This is a genomic window from Sorangium sp. So ce590, assembly GCF_051521365.1.
GTDB lineage: Bacteria > Myxococcota_A > Polyangia > Polyangiales > Polyangiaceae > Sorangium.
Genome location: NZ_CP150346.1, coordinates 9,858,412 through 9,878,369 on the forward strand (window position 1 = coordinate 9,858,412; position 19,958 = coordinate 9,878,369).

Annotated in this window: 14 protein-coding genes; 3 read left to right on the top strand and 11 right to left on the bottom strand. The window is 72.3% G+C overall.

The genetic code is table 11. The features are described from left to right. Positions 1-64: 64 nt before the first annotated feature. The 4 genes from WMF28_RS37345 to WMF28_RS37360 all read right to left on the bottom strand — a co-directional run bounded on the left by WMF28_RS37345 (position 65) and on the right by WMF28_RS37360 (position 8,966). A complete protein-coding gene (locus WMF28_RS37345) occupies positions 65-787 on the bottom strand; it encodes a hypothetical protein (protein ID WP_437598331.1) in 723 nt (240 codons plus the stop codon). Between the two features lie 154 nt (positions 788-941). Next, entirely contained in the window at positions 942-3,662 is a 2,721-nt protein-coding gene (locus WMF28_RS37350) for a hypothetical protein (protein WP_437598332.1), read from the bottom strand. Then, positions 3,659-7,066 carry a poly-gamma-glutamate biosynthesis protein PgsC/CapC gene (locus WMF28_RS37355; RefSeq protein ID WP_437598333.1) on the bottom strand — a complete coding sequence of 1,136 codons (3,408 nt, stop codon included), beginning with the start codon at positions 7,064-7,066 and terminating at the stop codon, positions 3,659-3,661. Before WMF28_RS37355 ends, WMF28_RS37350 begins: the two co-directional genes overlap by 4 nt. 82 nt (positions 7,067-7,148) lie before the next feature. Continuing rightward, on the bottom strand, positions 7,149-8,966 hold the full coding sequence (locus WMF28_RS37360; RefSeq protein WP_437598334.1) for a S53 family peptidase: 1,818 nt from the start codon (positions 8,964-8,966) through the stop codon (positions 7,149-7,151). A gap of 483 nt (positions 8,967-9,449) precedes the next feature. On the opposite strand from WMF28_RS37360, the gene WMF28_RS37365 reads away from it, so the two are divergent. Further along, positions 9,450-11,879 carry a hypothetical protein gene (locus tag WMF28_RS37365; RefSeq protein WP_437598335.1) on the top strand — a complete coding sequence of 810 codons (2,430 nt, stop codon included), beginning with the start codon at positions 9,450-9,452 and terminating at the stop codon, positions 11,877-11,879. 69 nt (positions 11,880-11,948) lie between these two features. Here the strand turns inward: WMF28_RS37365 and WMF28_RS37370 are convergent, their stop codons facing one another. From WMF28_RS37370 to WMF28_RS37400, 7 genes are all read right to left on the bottom strand, one after another. Next, entirely contained in the window at positions 11,949-13,007 is a 1,059-nt protein-coding gene (locus WMF28_RS37370) for a tellurite resistance/C4-dicarboxylate transporter family protein (RefSeq protein ID WP_437598336.1), read from the bottom strand. A gap of 15 nt (positions 13,008-13,022) precedes the next feature. Continuing rightward, positions 13,023-13,247, bottom strand: coding sequence for a DUF6755 family protein (locus WMF28_RS37375; protein WP_437598337.1), 225 nt, complete (start codon positions 13,245-13,247; stop codon positions 13,023-13,025). After that, a complete protein-coding gene (locus tag WMF28_RS37380; RefSeq protein WP_437598338.1) occupies positions 13,244-13,798 on the bottom strand; it encodes a Rieske 2Fe-2S domain-containing protein in 555 nt (184 codons plus the stop codon). Before WMF28_RS37380 ends, WMF28_RS37375 begins: the two co-directional genes overlap by 4 nt. 8 nt (positions 13,799-13,806) lie before the next feature. Further along, entirely contained in the window at positions 13,807-14,442 is a 636-nt protein-coding gene (locus tag WMF28_RS37385; RefSeq protein ID WP_437598339.1) for a 4Fe-4S dicluster domain-containing protein, read from the bottom strand. 18 nt (positions 14,443-14,460) lie between these two features. Further along, entirely contained in the window at positions 14,461-16,776 is a 2,316-nt protein-coding gene (locus WMF28_RS37390) for a molybdopterin oxidoreductase family protein (protein WP_437598340.1), read from the bottom strand. Then, a complete protein-coding gene (locus WMF28_RS37395; RefSeq protein ID WP_437598341.1) occupies positions 16,773-17,939 on the bottom strand; it encodes an MFS transporter in 1,167 nt (388 codons plus the stop codon). The genes WMF28_RS37390 and WMF28_RS37395 overlap by 4 nt, the downstream gene beginning before the upstream one ends. A 321-nt stretch (positions 17,940-18,260) precedes the next feature. Then, complete coding sequence (locus WMF28_RS37400) at positions 18,261-18,527, bottom strand: helix-turn-helix domain-containing protein (protein WP_437598342.1); 267 nt, start codon at positions 18,525-18,527, stop codon at positions 18,261-18,263. Positions 18,528-18,761: 234 nt separating this feature from the next. Between WMF28_RS37400 and WMF28_RS37405 the strand changes: the two genes are divergently transcribed. Then, complete coding sequence (locus WMF28_RS37405; RefSeq protein WP_437598343.1) at positions 18,762-18,992, top strand: hypothetical protein; 231 nt, start codon at positions 18,762-18,764, stop codon at positions 18,990-18,992. After that, on the top strand, positions 18,959-19,858 hold the full coding sequence (locus WMF28_RS37410) for a membrane dipeptidase (RefSeq protein WP_437598344.1): 900 nt from the start codon (positions 18,959-18,961) through the stop codon (positions 19,856-19,858). Before WMF28_RS37405 ends, WMF28_RS37410 begins: the two co-directional genes overlap by 34 nt. Positions 19,859-19,958: the final 100 nt, after the last annotated feature.

Here is a 19,958-nt window from a genome sequence, read left to right on the forward strand (position 1 = left end):
AAGCCGGACCCGCGCGCGCCGCAGCTCGGCGAGGCGCTCTTCCGCGGTGAGGGCTCTCCGCGGCTCAGGCATGGATCCGCGCCAGCATGGCCTCGAGACGCTCGAGCCCTATCTCGATTTCACGCTTCGTCGAGACATACCCCTCGGCTCCGGCGTCAGAAAAGAGAGGATCATGAGCCAGGGCTATCAGGGCGTCTTGCGCGGCGCCGCGGACATCTTCGAGGCGTACTGGCTCGATGGTTCCCAGGAGGCGTACGACGTCGGCCTCGAACCGCTCGTCGCCCGCGCGCTCCGCGATGACCAGGAGCGCCTGGATCTTGTCCTTCGTGCCCTTGTGCGCGCGCTCGGTGAGCAGCTTGGTCACCACGAAGCCCGCCGGTGTGAGCGCTCGGCCGCCCTGCGGCAGCGCCGTCGTCGCGTTCAGCTCGCCGACGACGCGAGACAGGTCCTCGAACACCATGACACGCAGAAGCCCCCTCCCTCCGATGTGATCGCCGGCCTCCGGTTCCCCGTGCCCCAGGAGGTCAAAGACGTCTCCGTCCGGGCCCAGGAAGGTCGCCGTCCCCGCCTCGTGCGCGAAGCCCTGCTGCGCGAGCGCGTCCACGATGTCACGCCCGTGCTGCTCTACCAGCGGTTCAGGGATCGAGATGTCGATGTCCTCGGTCAGCGCCGGGACGCGCGTGTCGAAGCCGAAAAGACCAGAAGAACCGACCAGGACGGCATCGTCGCCGACCGGGGTCTGCCGGAGTGCGGCGAGGACGCGAAGCGCGGCCGGGCGGCTGGTCACGGGAGTGAGCATAGCGCAGCCGCCAGATTCGGACGCCCACTCTCGACGTCATCGGATTCGACGCCACTCGAGGGAAGGGACCGCCTCACGGAGCACACGGGAAACCTACCCTACGGGGCGCCCCCCCTGCGCCCCGGCGCCCCCCGCTCCCGCCTCACGGATCGTCCTCCACCCACAGCCGCGGTCCGTTGTCCCGACCCGGCGCCCGCTGCCCGACCAGGACCGCCCCGACCCACACCGCCTTCGCCGGCTCGCCCGCGTCGCCCGCCTGCGGCCCGAGCAGCGACAGCCGCACAACGCGCTCTCCCGGCGCGAGATCGTCGCCCAGCCGGATCACCCCGCGCCCCACCCCGTCCGTGCCGCGCCGGTCCGTCGCCGCCTCCCACAGCGTCGCGCGCGTCAGATCCCCGCCCCGGCCCGCCAGCACGCCGTCCAGGATCGTCACCCGCCGGAAGAACGCCGCCTCCCGCGACGCGGGCTTCGCCCCCTCGATCCGGTAGCGGATGCGGTAGTCCGCGTTCTCCCCGGGCGTCACGACGAACAGCACGAGGTGCAGCGTCTCGCCCACCGCCTGCTTGAACCGGTACGTCATCGGCCGGGCGCGCGTCAGCTCGAACACGTCGCGCCGGCGCACGATCGCCCCGCCGTTCGCCGGCGGCGCGTCCGTGTACGCCGCCCCCGCGTCGCCGAGCCCCTCGATCTCGACCCGGCGCGCGCCCGCCGGCGCCGCCACGCGCAGCGCGCCCGACAGCGCCACGATCGGCTCCTTCAGCGCCACCTCGCCGTCCACGCGCACCGCGACCTCCTTGCCCAGCGACGCGCGCGCGGCCCGGTAGATGACCGACAGCCGGCCGGCCCGCGCCCCCTCCCCGTCCACGCGCACGTCCTTCGCCACGAGCAGCGGCGTCCACGCGTCGCCCGGCGACGGCTCCCCCGCCGACTGCCACGCCGGCATCAGCAGCCGCCGCCGCACCGGCGCATGCTCGGGGGTGAGGATCCGCTCCGGGCGATCGGCGTCCGACCTCGCGCCCTCCCCCGAGCGCTCGATCCGCACCTGCTCGCGAAGATCCGAGAGGCGCTCCTTCCGCTCCAGATCGTCGAGGTTGAACGCGCGCACGTCGGTCCACGTGCTCACGTCGAACGGCGCGTAGCGCCACGTCTCGTCCTCGGCCAGCGTCACCCGGTAGGGCAGCCGGTACAGCGTCTCGTTCACGCCCGGCTCGATCGTGCGCAGCCGCATGCGCGTCCTCGCGTCCCCCGTGATCTCGATCCGCTCCACCCCCGCCGGCGGCCGCAGGATCGCGAGCCGCGGCTCGGACGCGTCGAGCCCGTCGTTCCACCACTCGAAGCGCGATCGCGGGAGCGTCACCTTGAGCTCGGCGCGCTCGGACGGGCCCGGCCCCCACCGCGCCACCACCGTCGCCTCGCCCTGGTTCGCGCCGCCGCCCGTCTCGATCTCGGTCCGGATCAGCAGCCCGAGGAGCTCCTGCCCGGGCGCCATCCGCGCGATGACCGGATCGCTCGGATCCAGCACCAGGTAGCGCACGATGCGCACGTCGGGCGGCGTCTGGAGCCGCACCGGCGCGGCCTGCGCGGCGCCGGGAGCGTCCGCCGCCGGCCCCGGCGCCGCGCCGGGGGCGTCCGCCGCCGGCTCCGGCGCCGCGCCCGCGGGCGGGGGCATCGCTGGATGCACGATCTCGCCGATCTGCTGCATCGCGTGCGCCTCCGGCGCGCCGAACCGCACGCCGAAATCCGGGCCGACCCCGTCGATCACCACCGTCCGGATGTCCTCCCGCGACAGCCGCACCGTCGCCCGCCCGAGCGGGCCGAGCTCGACGCTCGCGGGCGCGCTCGCGCCGTCCGCGACGCGCACGGTGCGGCCCGGCGGGCCCTCGATGTCGAGCGACAGCGGGCCGCGGAAGTTCAGCGCCGCCGCGTGGCGCTCGCCGATCACGAACTCGGACGCGCCGCGGCCCTCCGCCCGCGGGAACGGCATCCGGAACCGCCGCAGGAGCAGCCGCGACATCTCGTAGTCGATGCCCTCGCGGCCCCCGGCCTCGAGCCGGCGCGCCCAGCCCCGGAGCAGCTCCTTCCGCGCCGGCTCCGGCAGGTCGGCGAAGCCGAGCGCCGACACCCGGCGCCCCAGCTGCCGCCGCTCCTCCGCGTCGAGGCTCTGCTCGTAGAGCGCGCGCGACGTCTCGCTGCGCTGGTAGCGCCCCTCCAGCCGCGACAGGATCGTGAGCTCGATCGGCTTGCCGTCGCTCCCCACCGCGGGCTTCGCCCGGAGCCGCACCTGCCCGCCCTGCGGGAGCACGTCGTGCGTGATGAGCAGCGTCGAGCGCGGATCCGTCACCGCGCCGCCGCCGCGTTCGAGCCGCGCCGCGTACTCGCCCTCGCCGAGCGGGCGATCCGGATCGCAGCTGACGCGGCTCTCCAGGTCGTACACGTGCCGCGCGACCTCCTTGCCCCGCTCGTTCACGAACGCGGCGACGAAGCCGTAGGGATAGCGCCTCGCCGAGTCGCAGACGTCGGCCTTCACGGCCGCCCAGGTCGTCACCTCCACCGCGTCGATCTCGGCCGGGATCTTGATCGCGAGGTCCCGCTCCGGCTCGATGTGGTAGGCGAGGATCTCGTCCTCGGCCGGCAGCGAGCTCCCCAGCGGCGGCGCGCCCGGCAGGAGCGAGAGCGCGAACGCCGTCACCCCGAGCAGCGCCATCGCGATGAGCCAGCGCGGGTTCAGCGCCTTGCGCGGCGCGCCCACCCGCGCGCGGAAGCCCCCCGTCGCCGAGCGCGCCCGGAGCGGCGGCCGCGCGGGGCGCGGCGGCGCGGGCGCGTCGTGGCTCGGCGGCTCGCGGCGCTTCGCCGGGGCGGTCACGGGGTCGCCTCCTGCGGGGCCGCGCCGGGCGCCGCCGACCCGGACGCAGGCGCCGCCGACCCGGACGCAGGCGCCGCCGATCCGGACGCAGGCGCCGCCGACCCGGACGCAGGCGATCCCGAGGCCGCCGCGCCCGGCGAGGCCGCCCTGGCCGCCTCGACCCTGAGCGCGCTCGTGCCGACGGTGACCGCGCGCCGCAGCCGCACGCCGCCGGGTACCGCAACGCCCGGGATCGCGACGAGCGCACCGTCGATCGGCAGGAGCTGCGCCTCCCCCGGCCGGGCCGCGATGACCCACGGGCGCCCCGTGATCACGTCGCGCCCGAACTCCACATGACACCGCGCCTCGACCCGCGCCGAGAAGTGCTCCCTCAGGTAATACGGGTTCCGCTCGGTCGTGTAGCGGCGGAAAATTTCCATCGCAGAAAAAAGATCGCACTCCGCCGTCACGCCCCGGGTCGGGCACGCTTCGTCCCCGCTCGCGCCCGCGCCCGAGCTCCCCGCGCACGTCGCGAGCGCCTGCGCGCGCCCGGCCACGTCGAGCGGCGCGGGCGCCACGCCGAGCCGCGTGAGCCGCGCCTCGAGGCGCGTCTCCCCCTGCCCCGGCGCAGCGAAGCGCCGGAGCTCGAAGAAGCGCCGGATCGCGCTGCCCAGGTACACGATCGCGAACCGCCCCTCGGCGAACCGCTTCGCGTAGGCCATCGCCATGTCCGTCGCGCCGCTGAACGGCACCTGCTCGCGCGTGCCGTCGAAGATCCCCACGCGCAGCTCCAGATCGCGCAGCGTCTCCAGCAGCGGCCCCGCGAAGGTGGGCACGTGCTCCGGCCGCACGACCTCGTACCCGAACGAGATCACCGCGTCCCGCTCGTAGGTCCGATCCGCCTCGATCGCCTGGACCGACAGCGCGTTGCCGCCGTCCCCGATCCAGACCTCGTGCGCCCGCTGGAAGAAGCTGCGCAGCCCCTCGGCGCGCCGCACGTCGGCGGCGCCGTTCGGCTCCGCCGTGGGCACCGCCCCCGCGAGCAGGAGCGACTGCGCCGAGAGCGCGTCGGCGAGCGCGAGCCCCGCGCCGAACGCCCCGATCTGCCACCGCGGCGCGGGCACCTCCACGAGCATCGCGCCCGTGAGCGGCGACCTCACCGCGTCCGGCGACGGCGACACGGGCAGGACGCCGCCGATCGATGACGCCGGGCCCGCCGGGCCCGCGCGCGGCGGCACCGCGGCCTGATTCGCCAGCACGAGCCACGCGGGGTTCCCGCGGCGCTCCGGGCCGCCCTCGGCCGGCCCAGGCTCGGCGATGCCCCACGCCGCAGGCGCGGCGTCGCTCCCGCCGATGCGGATCTCGCGGAAGCCGAGGCGCCCGAGGAGCGCCCGCTCCCACGCGGTCGGCGGCGTCGCGCTGGCGGCGTCGCCGGGGCGCGTCGCCGCCGCGATCAGCCGCGGCGCCACGACGCTGTCGAACAGCCGCAGCTCCTCGAGCGACGGCGGGCGGAACCGGCCCGGCTGGACCTCCGTCAGGGACACCATCCGCTTCGCGAGCTCCTCCTCGAGGGTCCCGCTCCAGCGCACGACCTCCGGCGCGCCGAGCATGCGCGCGCCGACCGCCTCCGCCACGTGGCGCGGCACCCGGAGGCGCGGCGCGTCGGCGAGGAGCGCGTGCTGCTCGGCCGCCGGTCGGAACCTCATCGCCGTCTCGGCGCCGAGCCCCTCGCCGATCGACACGACCGGCAGCCCCGCCGGCGTGCCCACCACGCTGAGCTCCGGCCCGTCGCCGCCGCCCGGCTCGACGATCAGCACCTGGGGGCCCTCCAGGGCCTCGATCATCGAGGCCGCGAACGCCTCGTCGTGCCGCCGGATCGCGCCGTGGCGCGACAGCAGCACGACCCCCGCGGCGTCGAGCAGCTCCGCGACCCGGAGCGCCACCGCCGGCAGCGCCGAGCCGACCTCGGTGGGCGCCGCCAGCACAAGCCACTCGGGCGCCGACCCCGGGCTCCGACCGGCGCGCTTGCGGATCGCCGCCCGCGGCGCGCTCGGCGTGTCCTCGGGATCGTCGAACCGGGCGCTCAGGACGTACCACGGCCGCTCGCCGTCGCCCTCGCGCACAACCGAGAGCCGCGCGCGCTCCGCCACGCCGAGGACCTCGTCCTCCGGCCGGCCGTCGTGCAGCACGCTGCGCGCGAGCCGGTGGGCGATCCGCCGCGACTCGATGTCGGCGGCGATCGCGGCCGCCCTCGGGCGCGGGCCGGGCCGCGGCGCCGTGTCCGAGAGCACGAGCGCCAGCGCGGCGCTCTCGATCCGCGGCGGCGGACGGGCCTCGGCCGCGGGCGGCGGCGGCGCGCTGCCCCACCCGAGCGCGACGAGCGCGTAGCCGACCCCGTTGCCGACCAGGAACGCCGTGAACGACACCTGGAGCGTCGGCATGATCACGATGCCGACGTGCTCCTTGTTCCACATCTTCACGGCGAGAAGGCTCGGGAGCAGGTAGCCGAACCCGAAGTAGTCGACCATCTGCAGCCCCGGCGCGAACCGCACCATGGCGAAGCCGAGCGCCATCTTCAGGACGAAGCCGAGCACGTACACGAAGATCATGCGCCTCGGCCCCACGAGCAGCATCCGGGAGAAGGGGCGGACCGAGATGATCCAGCGCGAGAGGTAGTAGACGACAAGCGCCTCGATCGTCGTCGTGAGCAGCTTCGTCGGCTCGTACCAGGCCACGGCGAGCAGGCCGGGCACGAGGATGCCGTTGTAGTCCCAGCCGTAGCGGACGTTGTTGCGGGCGCCGAGCAGCGCGCCGATGACCAGGATGATGTGCGCCTTCGGCAGCTCGAGGAACTCGAGCGACAGGCTCTCGTTGAGGACCTGGAAGCGCGAGACCGAGAGGTTCGTCGTCCGGAGCAGCACGCCGAGCACGAGCGCCGTCAGCGTCGTGACGGCCGCGAGCCGCGGCGCCGCGCGCAGCAGGCCGCTGTTCCAGAAGGCGTTCGCGATGAGCGGCACGAGCACGAGCCCGATGCTGTAGAGCTCCCGCGAGTGCACGAAGTCGTAGCGCGCCGCGGCCTCGGGCACGACGAGGCCCTCGACGAAGAGCCGCACGATCACCGCGCCGACGATGAACAGGTAGAACCGCTCGCGCCCGAACGCCGTGGACCAGGCGCCCGTCCGGGTGATCCAGCGGCCGATCAGCGCGACGAACAGGTACGTCACGATCGACTCCGCGATGATGAACACCGCGGTGACCGGCGCCGCGAAGAACACCGTCGCGAGGTAGCCGGGCACGACCAGCCCCGCGTACGTCCAGCCGAGCGTCTCGGTGAAGAGCGTCCCGAAGACGAGCCCGATCAGGACCGCTGTATGGAGGCTCCGATCGAGCCCGTTCGGTGGGAAGAGCGGCAGGTTCTCGAGCATGCGGCGGGGGCGGCGGGACAGCGGCGGCGTGCGGTCGGATCGAGCCGGCGCGCGGCGCCGCCCGGCCCGGCGGGCCGCGCCGCTACGGCAGCGTGGTGGCGAGGCCGATCGCGCTCGGCGCGCCCCAGCCCGTCGGGTAATCCCAGCCGGGCCCCGCGGCAAAGAACTCCGTCTCGCCGCTCACGATGTCGCGGAACGTCGCTTGCACGTCGGGGGTCGTGTAGAGGATCGAGTTGAGGAACCCGACGCGCGGCAGGCCCTGCGCCTCGCGGTAGCTGTTCACCACGGCGATGATCCCCGCGAACGCCGGCGCCGAGAACGACGTCCCGCCGTAGCGCTTCCACTCGCCGAGGTAGTAGACCCAGTACGGGGCCGGCGAGAGCGCGGCGTGCATCGCGACGTCGGCGACCGCGCGCTTGCCGCCGGAGCCCTCCACGACCCCGACCTGCCAGGACGGGATCGGGAACGAGAGCGTCGGGCCGGAGCCGGAGCCGGACCAGGCGACCTCGCTCTCGACCTCGCCGTTCCGGGTGAGCCAGAGCGACGTCCCGCCGACCCCGGTCACGTACGGGCTCGCCGACGGCGTGTCGGTCTGCGCCGAGTCGCCCGTCGCCGCGACGACCGTGATCCCGAGCGCCGCGGCCATCCGCGCCGCGTGGTGGTACTGGAGCCGCACGGCCGGCGGCTCGGAGTCCTCGCGGTGGGCGAACGAGTCCGTGATGACCGACACCTCGCCGCGGGCGATCGCCTCGTTGAACGTGTAGACCATCGACGTGTTGCGCGCGTCGGGCCCCTGATACACAACGAGCTCCGCGCCCGGCGCGAGGCTCCCCGACCACGCGACGTCGAGCGTCGACTCCAGGTAGCGCGTCGCGACAGGCTCCATCGTCACGACGACCGCCGGGTTCGCCCGCTGCACGCCGAGCGCGCGCCAGAACGACTGGAGGTCCCTGTACTTGAAGGTGGCGCCGACCGTGACCCCGAGCTTCACGCCCTGGCCCGTGAACCCGAGCTCGTAGAGGTCGTCGAGGTCGTACGCGCCCGCGATCTGCGCGGGGGTCATCCCCCGATCGACGTCGGGCGGCGGATCCGGCTCGATGCTGCCGCCCTCGGGCGGGAGCGGCTTGGTGCTCGCCGCGAGATCCGCCGTGATGATGCCGGTCGTGCGGTCGGACACCCACGTCGGCACGGTGAGCTTGCCGAGGGTGCCGTAGACGTCGAACGGGGGATTGCCCGCCTGCGGGTTCTCCCGCTCGAAGACCCTGAGCTCCGTCTTGAAGGCCTCGTTGAACTGGGCCACCGTGCCGGTGAACTGGATCAGCAGCCGGTTCGTGGCCGTGAAGTTCACCGTGAGCCCTTGCTCCTCGAGCCAGAGCTTCACGAGGTGCACGTCGAGCTCCCGCGGCGCGTACGCCGCGATCCACGCCTCCGGGGTGAGGTACTGGCGGAACCGCGGGCTCGCCGGGTCGTAGATCTCCTCGATCGCCACGTCGAGGAGCCCCGCGTTGCGGATCGGGAAGCCCATCAGCGCGCGGACCACCTCGTCGCCGCCGGCCGTGCCCTTGTCGTCGTACACGCCCGGCAGCGGGCTCGGGATCCCGTCCACGGCCTCGGCGGGCTCGATCTCTTCCTCGGTGAAGTCGGGCAGCTCGTCCGGCAGCGCGACCCCGCCGGCCCCGCCGCCGCCGTCCGCCGTCGCGCCCCCGCCGCCGCTCCCGGACACCGCCCCGCCGCTCCCCGTCGCGCCGCCGGCCCCGCCGCTCCCTGTCGCGCCACCCGCGCCGCCGCTCCCCGTCGCGCCGCCGGCCCCGCCGCCGCCCGACAGATTTGCGAGCTGTGGATCCGACTCGCAGCCACAGCTCGAGGCCGAGAAGGCCACGCTGTTTGCGAGAACGAACAACCCGAGGACAGGAGCGGCCCGGAGAACAGATGAAGTGCGGCGCATACCCAGGAGGGATTCAAACCCCTTCCGACAGGCCGATCCAGCCCAATCGTCAGGGTGCGCTGACGTGGCATCACACGGGCGCCGCCCGCAACACAACGCGCCTCGGCGGAGGGTGCGGAGCACCACATCGCACCTTGTCTCGAACAGATCCGCCGCTGCGCCGCGGCGCGGCGGCTCGCTCGGGGCGCGGCGCGGCGGCTCGCTCGGGGCGCGGCGCGGCGGCTCGCTCGGGGCGCGCGCTGTAGGGGGCGTCCTTCTTCTCGAACAGCAGATGTTTTTGGCGCAGCGGACCTCGCCAGACAATTGTATCGATGCGACCACGATGCGACGCTCCGGCTGCCCGGGCGTCCTGCGCCCCCTGGCGCGCTGCGTTCTTCAGCGATTATGGCGAAGACTTACCGTCCGCGGATCCCCAAGCCCTTTCGCATCCCGCGACCGATGACCTCGCAGGGGGACGCGGCGCGCTTCGGCTGGCTCCGGCCCGATGTGCTCTCGATCGCCGCGGGCGCGCTGATCGCGGCCGTGGCGCCGCTCGATCGGTTCGACTACGTGGCGCGCGGCCTCACCGCGTCCGCGCTCGCCGACGCCGCGCCCTCCGCGCAGGTGCTGCTCGTCACGGCCTCGCCCGAGGCGCTGCGCGACGGGCTCTGCGCGCGATCGCTCCCCGGGCTGCTCGAGCGCGGGCGCGCGCGCGGGGCGCTGCTGGTCCCCCCGGCGGACGCGTTCTGCGGCGGCGACGCCGCGGGCCGCGCCGCGGGGGCGGCGCCCGTCGTCCGGATGCCGCCGGGGCTCTTGCGCCTGAGCGCGGGCGAGGTCGTCGGCTTCTTCCCGCTGGCCGCCGAGGAGCGCGCGGCGGAGCTCGGCGCGCTCGGCGTCTCGGCGGCGCCCTGGGTGCTCAAGAAGGCGCCGCAGAGCGTCCCGGCGGTCAGCCTGCGCGATCTCGCGGACGGCCAGGTCCCGGCGGCCGCGCTCGAGGGCCGCGTCGCGGTCGTCGGGGTCGGCGCGGGGGGCGTCGCGCCCCAGGCGGTCGCGACGTCGGCGCTGCCGCCGGCGAAGGGCATCGCCGCGGTCCTCGGCGGGCTGCTCGACGGCGGCCGGCGCGCCTCGGCCCCGATCTGGGCGCCGGCGCTCTTCGTCCTGCTCGCCGGCGGGCTCGTGTGGCTCGCGCGCCGCCGCCACGGGAGCCTTGTCGCGACGACCGCGCTGTTCCTCGCCACGTTCGCGCTCGCCGCGGGCCAGAGCGTGCTCGCCGCGCGGGCGGAGGCGAGCCTCTTCCCGCTGCCGAGCACCCTGTTCGGCCTCGCCGTCGCGTTCGCGGGCGTGATGATCCTCCGCGGGCTCGCCGTCCAGCGCTCGGTCGATCGCGCCGCGGAGCTCATCCAGCGCGCCGCGCTGTTCCGCATGCAGGGGGTCCACACGCTGCGGGACGAGGAGTTCTGGCCGCGCGTGGCGCGCCTCGCCGAGCAGGCGCACCCGGCCGATCTCGTGCTCATCGCGGAGCTGCCCGCGGGCAGCTGGCACCTCAGGTTCTGGAACGATCGGAGCGACCCTCGCGGCGGCGAGAGCCTCGTCGCGGAGCGCCGCCACGACGTCCGCCGCCCGCCGTACAGCAGCGAGCAGGGCGTGCCGGCGATCCGCCTGGCGCGCCGCTTCCTGACGAAGCAGGACATGCCGGCGGTCGTGGTCCCGCTCATCGCGTTCGGCGAGATCGAGGGCTACGTGTTCTTCTGCGGCCCGGTCGCGGAGCAGACGTTCTCGCGCGAGCCGGAGCGGGCCGAGCACGTCGGCCGCGAGCTCGCGCTGCTCCTGCGCCGGAAGCGCCTCGCGCGCACCGCGGAGGCCGACGCGGGCGGCGCGGGCGACGAGCGCGCCGGCCGTGCGCCGGAGGACGATCTGGTCGAGGGCGCGCGCGTCGCGCTCGACGACCTCCAGCTCTTCGGGTCGATGCTGCGCAGCGCGCCGGTCGGGCTCCTGTACGCCGACGCCTTCGGCGACGTCCGCTTCGTCGCGCCGGAGTTCGCGAAGTGGCTGCGCGCGCGCGACGTCGTGGTCCCCGCGGAGAGCGCGAGCGCGGCGCTCCCGCCCGGCTCGCTCACGCTGGGCGACGTCCTCGGCGCCACGTCGGCCGGCAGCGCCGCGGTGTCGCTCTCCAGCGTGATGGCGAGCGACGAGGGCATCGAGCTCAGCGTCAGCGCGCCCGAGCCGTATGTGCTCTCGGTGCGCCCGCTCCGCCGCGAGTCCGACGGCTCCACGTGGATCGCGGGCTACGTCGCCGCGCTGATCCCGGTGAAGCAGCCGGCCCCTGGCTCGGGCAACGTGCGGCCGCTCGCGGCGCGCGACGCGACCGATCCGCTCTGCGCCTTCCAGCTCGGCGACGTCGTGGCCGACGCCGTCGCGAGCGCCGCCCGCGCCACGGGCCGGGCGGTGCGGCTCGAGCCGATCCGCGGCGCGACGCACGCTCTCGGTCACCGCGGCGAGCTCGGGCAGGTGCTCGAGGCGTTCCTGACCGACGTCGCGGGCCGCGGGCTCCCTGGGCACGGCCCGGTGGTGTCGGTGCGCGAGGCGCCGCAGGGCGTGCAGCTGTCGATCCTGGACGTCGGCTTCGGCCTGGGGCTGCCGGAGTCGGCGCTCCAGCGCGTGCTCACGGCGCCCGGCGCCGCGCCGGCCGGGCTCGAGCCGCTCGGCCGGCTCATCCTGGCCGTGGAGGACAGCCACGGGCACGCGGAGCTCAAGACGAACGACGGCTGGGGCATCACGCTGACGGTGACGCTCCTCAGGGCGCACCCGCGCGTCGGCGGGTCCGCGCACGAGGGCGGCAAGCCGGCGGCGCAGAACGTCATCGCGATCGGCAGGGCGAGCCCGAAGTAGGAGCGGGCTCCCGCCGTCCTCGGCCGGCCTGCGCCGCCCGCGTGACAGCGCGACCCGCGCCTGCGGTCCTCAGGCGGATGGCGCTCGGGCCTGCGCCTTAGCCGAGGCCAGCAGCGAGAGGATCATCGCGACGAAGACAACGATCCACGACAGGAGCGCCACGTAGCTCGAGTAGCGGGGGATGATCAGCAAGAAATCCAGATCGACGGCTCGCGCCAATCGAATCGTACAGACGGTGTACATCCCCAGCGGGAACACCATCCCCCAGTACTGGGGATCGTAACGGAAGGGAAACCGGCGGACGGCGTGGCGCCAGATCCCCAGGATGACCAGGAGCGGGATCCACCAGGTCGCGGCGACCCAGAAGAAGAGCGTGAAGCCTGTCAGGAACGCCTCGATCCTCGCGATCAGCGGCGACGCCTCCCGAGCGAGCAGCAGCGTCGACCCCGCGAGGGTCGTGATGGCCACCGCCCCCATGTTGATCCAGTAGGGCGGCGTCAACCGTTCCATCGTCATCGGGAGGAAGGTGAAGCGGTAGAAGATCAGCGTGATGATCGTGAGGTAGAGCAGGGCGCCGAGCAGGAACATGCACAGCGCGAAGAACAGCACCGGGGCGGGCGCCGTCATGCCGGGAGCGAGGAGCGAGCCGAGGACGGAGACCCCCTGCGTGGCGACGATCGCGATGAGCCAGGCGCCGTTGATGCCCTCTTCGAGCGAGGGTTTCTGCTCGCGCACGATGACCGCGGTGAGGAAGCTGTACATGACGACCCCCCACAGCGCGATGCCCGCGAACCAGAGCACGCGCGCGGCGGAGGGCTCACCGCCGACGACGAGGAGCTCCGTTCCGAGCACGCAGGTCCCGGCGACGAGCGTGAAGAACCCAGGACCGCGGCCGTGATCGCGGAGGTCGCCCAGCACGCGCCCGGGGTAGACGGCGAGGCGCATGAGCAGGAGCAGGCTCAGGAGCGCGTAGATCGCGATGTTGACCAGGAGCAGGGCGCGGGCGGTCCATGACAGACCGACGAGCTCGCACGCGATCGAGACGATGCCTGTCGCCATGACGAGCGCGAAATAGCCGGGATACAGGTCCTCGACACCGCGCGCGATCCGGCGGGTCAGCGTCGTCATGCCTGAGCCGTCCATCTATTCGAACCGGACCAGGTACCGGAGGAGTCCTATGTTGAGACCCAGGCACAAAAGGCTCACGAGCGCCGCGGGGAGCGCGACCGTCGTGTCGCCGCCCAGGGTCGCGTTCACCGTCGCCGTGAGGAGCCAGAGCTGGAGCACGACGATCAAGATCACGAAGACGAGCATTCCGTTGATGATCGTCATGCGCTGGGCGCGGGCGATGCGGCTCCTCGGCTTCATGTCGCCGAGTCCTCGACGCCGGTCGCATAGACGGTCTCGTCGCGCACCTCGAGCAGCACGCGGGGGAGCCGTCGCTGCGGCGGACCGGCGAGTGGAGCCCCTGTGTGCAGGTCGAACCAGCCGTTATGGCAGGGGCAGTGGAGCTTGCCTTGCGCGACCGCGGGGATGACCGGGCACTGGAGGTGCGTGCACTGCTGATCGTAGGCCACGAAGGCGCGCGGCCCCGTCTTCACCAGGAGCCGCGGCGTGCTGCCCTCGGGATAGGTGAATGTCTTGGCCCCCCCCACGGGGAGCTCGCCGACGGAGGCCACCGGGAGCGCCGGCGCCCTCGCCTCGCGCCGGCCGAACAGGCTCTTGTACACGAGCCAGAGCTGCCCCACGGCGAAGGCGCCGCTCGTCAACACGACGTATTTGATCAGATCGCGGCGCGAGACATAGTCGTCCTCCGCCCAGTCGATCGGGAAGTCGCGCCGCCAGCGCGGTTGCTGGGTGTCCGGGGCCCGGTCCGGCGGCACCGAGCGCGGCTCGAGAGGGCCTCGATCGCCGGTCATGGGCTGGCTCATGCTCCCCCTTCGCCCGCGAACACGTCGTCGAGCACGTCATGGCCGATGGTGGGCTCGTACATCGCCGCGGTGACGTCGATGATCTCCTGCGCCGAATCCGCCGGGACCATGACGTTCACCTTGGTCCGGATCGTCTGCGCCCCGAAGCGGAACGTGTTCACCGGCCTGGCGCGCGGGCGGAGCCTGGCCATCTCCTCGCGCGTGCCGAAGGCGAGCGCCTGGCTCGGACACACCGAGGCGCACATCGGCTTGAGCCCGACCGACGTGCGGTCGTAGCACATGTCGCATTTCATCATCAGGTTCATCCGGGTGTTCATCTTCGGGACACCGAACGGACACGCGAGCACGCAGTTGTTACAGGCGATGCAGCGCGGCTTTCGCGCCGTCTGGACGACGCCGTCCTCGGTGCGCTTGATGGCGTCGGCCGGGCAGACCTCGGCGCAGGTGGGCGAGTCGCAGTGCATGCAGATGACCGGCAGCGTCTGCGTCGAGCGCTCTCGATCCACGTAGTCGAGCTGGATCATCGATTGCCCCTTGTGCGTGTCGCACTCGGTGCAGGCCTGGATGCATGACTGACAGCCAATGCAGCGGCCGGGGTCGACGAAGAATTCGTGCGTCTCGGGGACGGGCATCGTACGAGGAGCCTCCGCTCACTGCTGGGGTTCGAGGATCATTGCGTGGTTCGGAGGAGCGTCGGCCTTGCTCACCCGGACGGCGCAGACCTTGTATTCGGGGATCTTCGAGATCGGATCCTGAGCGGAGATGGTGAGCTGGTTGGCGCTCTTCCGGCCGCCCCAGTGGTAGGGGACGAAGACGGTGTCCGGCCGGATGGTCTTGACGACGGACGCGCGCAACGTGACGCTCCCTCGACGACTCTCGACCTGGGTCCAGTCCCCTTCGGCGATCCCGAGCTGCCCGGCGAGCCGCGGGTGGATCTCGACGCGCGGCTCCGGGCAATGATCGACGAGCGGACCGATGCGGCGCGTCTGGTTGCCGGACAGGAACTGGCTGACGACCCGCCCGGTCGTGAGGATGACCGGGTACGCGTCGTCGACGTCCTCGGCGGGCCCGACGTAGGGCGTGGGGTTGAAGCGAGCCTTCCCGTCGGGGAAGTAGAACGGACCGCTCCCCTTGGCCACGGGGTTCCACGAACCGGGCTCGAACAGGCGCACGGTCCCCTGGGGGCCGGGGTCGGGCGCTCCCTCCGGCGTCTCGCTCCGGCACGGCCAGAAGACGCCGAAGTTCTCCTCGATCCGCTCGTACGTCACGCCAGAGTAGTCGCAGACGCCGCCCTTCGAGGCGATCCGGAGCTCATCGAACATCTCCCGCGGGCTCTCGAAGGTGAGCCCGCGCTCCCGGCCGAGGGCCTTCGCGATGTCCTGGATGATCCGCCAGTCCTGCCGCGCCTCCCCGGGACAATCGACCGCCTTGTTGATGCGAACGATGCGCCCCTCCACCTGCGTCACCGTCCCTTCGTCCTCCTCCTGGAGCGACCCCGGCAGCACGATGTCCGCGTAGCGCGCCGTCTCGCTCATGAAGAAGTCGATCGCGACGAAGAAATCGAGCTTCTCGAGCGCTGCGCGGACGAAGTTGTTGTCCGGGAGCGACACGACCGGGTTGAAGCAGATGGAGAGCAGGCCGCGGATCTCTCCGGCGTGGGCTTTGCGCATGATCTCGTACGCATCGACGCCGGGCCGCGGGAGGTCGTCGGGGCTCATGCCCCAGACGCTCGCCACGTACGCCCGATGCTCGGGATTCCCGAGATCGCGGCCGCCCGGCAGCTGATCGCACTTCTGCCCGTGCTCGCGGCCGCCCTGCCCGTTGGCCTGACCCGTGATGGTGGCGTAGCCAGAGCTCGGCCGCCCGATGCGCCCCGAGGCAAGGACGATGTTGATCGTGCTGAGGACGTTCTGCACGCCGTGGCTGTGGTGCTCGATCCCGCGGGCGTGCAGCAAGAAGCTCGTCTTCGCCGTGCCCCACCACTCGGCGGCCTGCCGGATCGTCTTCTCCGCGATCCCGGTGACCTCCGCGGTCCTCCGCGGCGTCCATTCGCGCACCAGCTCGGCCACCGCGTCGAAGCCCACGGTGTGCTGCTGGATGAAGTCGTGATCGAGCCAGTCGTTCTCGATCATCAGCTGCAAGATGCCGTTGAAGAGGGCGGCGTCGCGCCCCGGCTTGACGGGGAGGAACAGGTCGCACGTCCGGGCGATCGGCGTGATGCGCGGATCGACGACGATGATCTTCGCCCCGTGCTCGCGCGCCTGCCAGAGGTAGTCCGTGGTGATCGGCGCGCACTCTGCCACGTTGGCGCCGGCGACGAGGATCACCTCGCTGCCCAGGATGTCGCTCCACGGGTTGGCCGCGCGGTCGACGCCGAACGCCTTCTTGTTGCCCGCCCCCGCGCTGACCATGCACAGCCGACCGTTGTAGTCGATGTTGGCCGTCCGCAGGCACATGTGGGCGAACTTGCCCATCAAGTACGTCTTTTCGGTCGTCAGGCTGGCGCCCGACAGGAGGGCGAACGCGTCCCGGCCGTGCTCCCGCTGAATACGCTCGATGGCGTCCGCGACCCGGCGGATCCCGTCTTCATAAGCGAGCCTCCGGAAGCCCGAAGGCGCCGCCGGGTCCTTCTCGTAGGCGGAGAGCAGGCGATCGGGGTGCGCCTGTTGCAGGTAGCGCTTGACCCCCTTCGGGCAGAGCATGCCGCGGTTGAAGGGGAACTCGTACCACGGCTCGATCCCGACGATCGTGTTGTCCTTGACCTTGAGCTGCATTCCGCACTGCTGACCGCAAAAGCAGCAATGCGTCTTCACGAGCTTGTCGGGCTCGACGCCGCTGTCGACGCGGAGGTCGCTCGCGTAGGCCCGGTGAGGCCCGAACTCGCGGATCACGCCGAGATCCAGCTCCGGCGTCGGCAAGGCGGGCCGCGCCGCAGCATTTCCGGAGGTGTCCTTCGATCCGTTCATGGGTGAAAATTCTCCGCGTCTTCCGTGTCCAGGGGGCCTTCGCCGAGCCCAGGATTGGCATACACCGGCATGGGGAGAGGCCCCTCGCCCGGCAGCGGCGCGCCGCCGCGGCGGCCATGCCACGACAACCCCTGCGCCAGCGCGAACGACGCGCGCCGGCAGGGCGGGCAGATCCATTGGTAGTGCTCGGCCTCGCTGCCAGGGATCTCGTAGCGGTATCCCAGCTCTCGCTCCACCTGGATCAGGTCGAGCACGTGCATCCGCGAGGTGAAGGCGTGTCCACAGCGCCGGCAGTGCGCCTTCTCCTCGGCGCGCCCCATGTCCTTGTAGAAGCCGACGCCCAGCTGGGCGGGGCGCTGGAAGATGTGGAAGAACTTGCCGAACGGCAGCCAGACGAACGTCATGATCACGGTGACGGCGTGCAGGATGGAGATGAACGTGAACCCGTACCCCTTCATCCACGTATAGCTCGCCGTCAGCATGAGCCCCGTGACGCTCACGGCGAACAGCAGGAGGAGCGGCATGAGATCCTCGGCGAACCGCTGCAGCGCGCCCGCGCCCTCTTCCCGCATCCGGCGCCGCATGGCCAGCATGACCCCCGCGATCACGAGGAACGACGCCCACACGAGGCCGTGAAACAGGAAGAACCCCAGCGCCGAGTCGTGGGGGAACTGGAACGCAGGAAATCCGAAGACCACCGCTTCGTAGAGCGCTGGATCGGAGGGCACCGGGCGAAAGTGGAGCCAGCCGAAGACGAGCGGAAACGTGATCGCCACGGCGAGGGTGCAGCCCCACATGATGAGCAGGTGCGTCAAGCCACGCAGCCCTCCGCGCCGCACGATGAAGCGGTTCAGGAGGACGTCCAGGCTGAAGCGCGACAGCCAGAAGCGGGCGTTGCGGAGCCGGAAGCCGCGCCGGAGGAACGCTTGCCAGCCGCGCCGCCAGTAGAGCGCGGTCGGTGGACGCGATAGCCACATCGCGTAGCGGTACGTGAGGCCGAAGGTCGCGAAGAGGATCGAGAATGTGTAGGCCACGAGCGCCGCATCGAAGTGGGCGAGGTTGCGGGAGCCCACCAGGATGAGGGCCCCGAGCAGGGTCGTCGCGACGAGGCCCCACGTCACCGAACGTGCGACTTCGCCGGTCGTGGTTCGTGTTCGAGTCATCGCCTGATGTCCCTCTCGAATCTGCGTGAACTTGCGTGAGCCGAGGCCGAGCGTCGAGCTGAAGCGTGGATTGCGTCTTTTTTGCGCCGCTCCGTCCGGCGTTCTCGTGCGGCGCTTTCGCGCTGTAGCACAAGCACGCGTCGGACATCGCCGTATTTTCGTGGCGCGGGTCTCCTTTCGTGGCGCGGGTCTCCTCAGCGAACTGAGCCGCCGTCAGCGACCTATCTCATCCGCGGGACGCCGATCACGTCGTGATGGATCCCTGTACCCACCTGGGAAGGACGCCCGGGTCACAGGACTTCACCGAGCGCGAGTCTCCTCCTACGACCGCCGCCGGAGGATGTGCTGGAGCAGCTGGCGCGAGATGTTCAGGAGCTGCGCCGCCTTCCGCCGGCCCCCTCCGGCGCGCGCGAGCGCCTCGTCGACCATGATGGTGCGGACCTGCTCCTCGACCTCCTGGATCGATGTCTGCCCCACGGCTGCGCGCACCTGCGGGCGGAGATCGGGCGGGCGGGCCAGCGCGTCGTCGATCGCGCGATCCAGCTCCTCGAGGCGCAGCGGCTTGGCCAGGAACGAGCGCACGCCCATCTGGGCGATGGCGGAACGATACCGCCGGGCTCGCCGATCCGCTGATGGCCACGATGGCCGGCGCGACAGCACAGGCCATTGCCCGCTCCACGACGTCGACGGCGCTCCCGTCGGGGAGCGTCACGTCGGCGATGATCCCTTGAAACGCCCCGTCCGCGAGCGCGCGATACGCCTCGGCCACCGACGCGCAGGCGACGACCTCGACGCCGCGCACCTCGAGGGCCTCGCCCAGCTGTGCTCTCCGCGGTCGTGCTCCTCGTGGTCGACCGCGTGCTGAACGGCGGCCGCGACAATTTCTGGGCAATGGCCTCGCTGTTCTTGATGCTGCTCCTGACCACCGCCTGCGCGGCTTTCCTCGTCACGCTGCGCACCCTCCGCGTCGGCTTGCGCAGCTCCGCGAGAGTGAAGGTCACAAGAACCGGCTGGGGCTCTTGCCCCTGGGCCGCGTCGCCATCAACGAGATGATGAAGCTCGGGATGATCATCGACATCGATCACATGTCCCAGAGGATGGTGGGCGACGTGCTGGCGTTCACCCGATCGACGCCCGGCGGCGCGTATCCGCTCGTCTCGGGTCACAACGGGCTCCGCGGCTCGAGCGGCAACGAGAACGGCCGCACGGACGCCCAGTACACGGAGATCGCCGCGCGCGGCGGGCTCGCCGGCGTCGGCTTCGGCGGCTCCAGCGCACGGAGCTTCCTGCGGGATGCTGCCGCCGTGGCGGCAATCACGTCGGGCGGCAAGCGGCTCCAGATCACCCTCGGCTCGGACATCAACGGGATGGTCGTCATGCCGCGCTCTCCCGAGTGCCAGGCGCCCCGGAACCAGGTGGTGATGGTGCCTGGCGACGCCTGGGGGCACCCGCCCGCCCAGCTCCGGTGCACAGGCCGCGAGATCGACGTGCGCTCCGCGCGGCTCGGCTGCCTCGACATCCAGACCAGCGGCAACCTCACGGGCCTCGTCGGCCAGGCTTGCGACGGCAGGCCGTCCTGCTCTTACAAGGCTCCGACTCCCGCCGAATACAGCCGAGCCGGTGTCCGGGCCGCGACGCGCACGTTCTGCACGCAGGCCATGGAGATCGTCTACCGATGTGTCGATCCGGCCGCGGACGCGTGCGTCGACTACGCAAGCTTCCCCAGGGCCCGGATGGGGAGCCGCTCGTGGGATTACAACGAGGAGGGGGTCGCCCACATCGGGCTCTTCCCGGATTTCCTCAAGCACGTCGAGGCGCTCCCGGGTGGGCGGCAGCTCATCGACGGGCTCTACAACGGGGCCGAGGGCGTCGCGCAGATGTGGGCGACGGCCGAGGCGGTCGGCCGCTCCGTCCCCTGATCCGTACACGCCCGGCGCACGACAGCCACGCCCCCCGCTCGCGGCGGGACGTCTCGTCAGAACTCGAAGGGACAGAAGCCATGAGCTCGCGACGACCCAT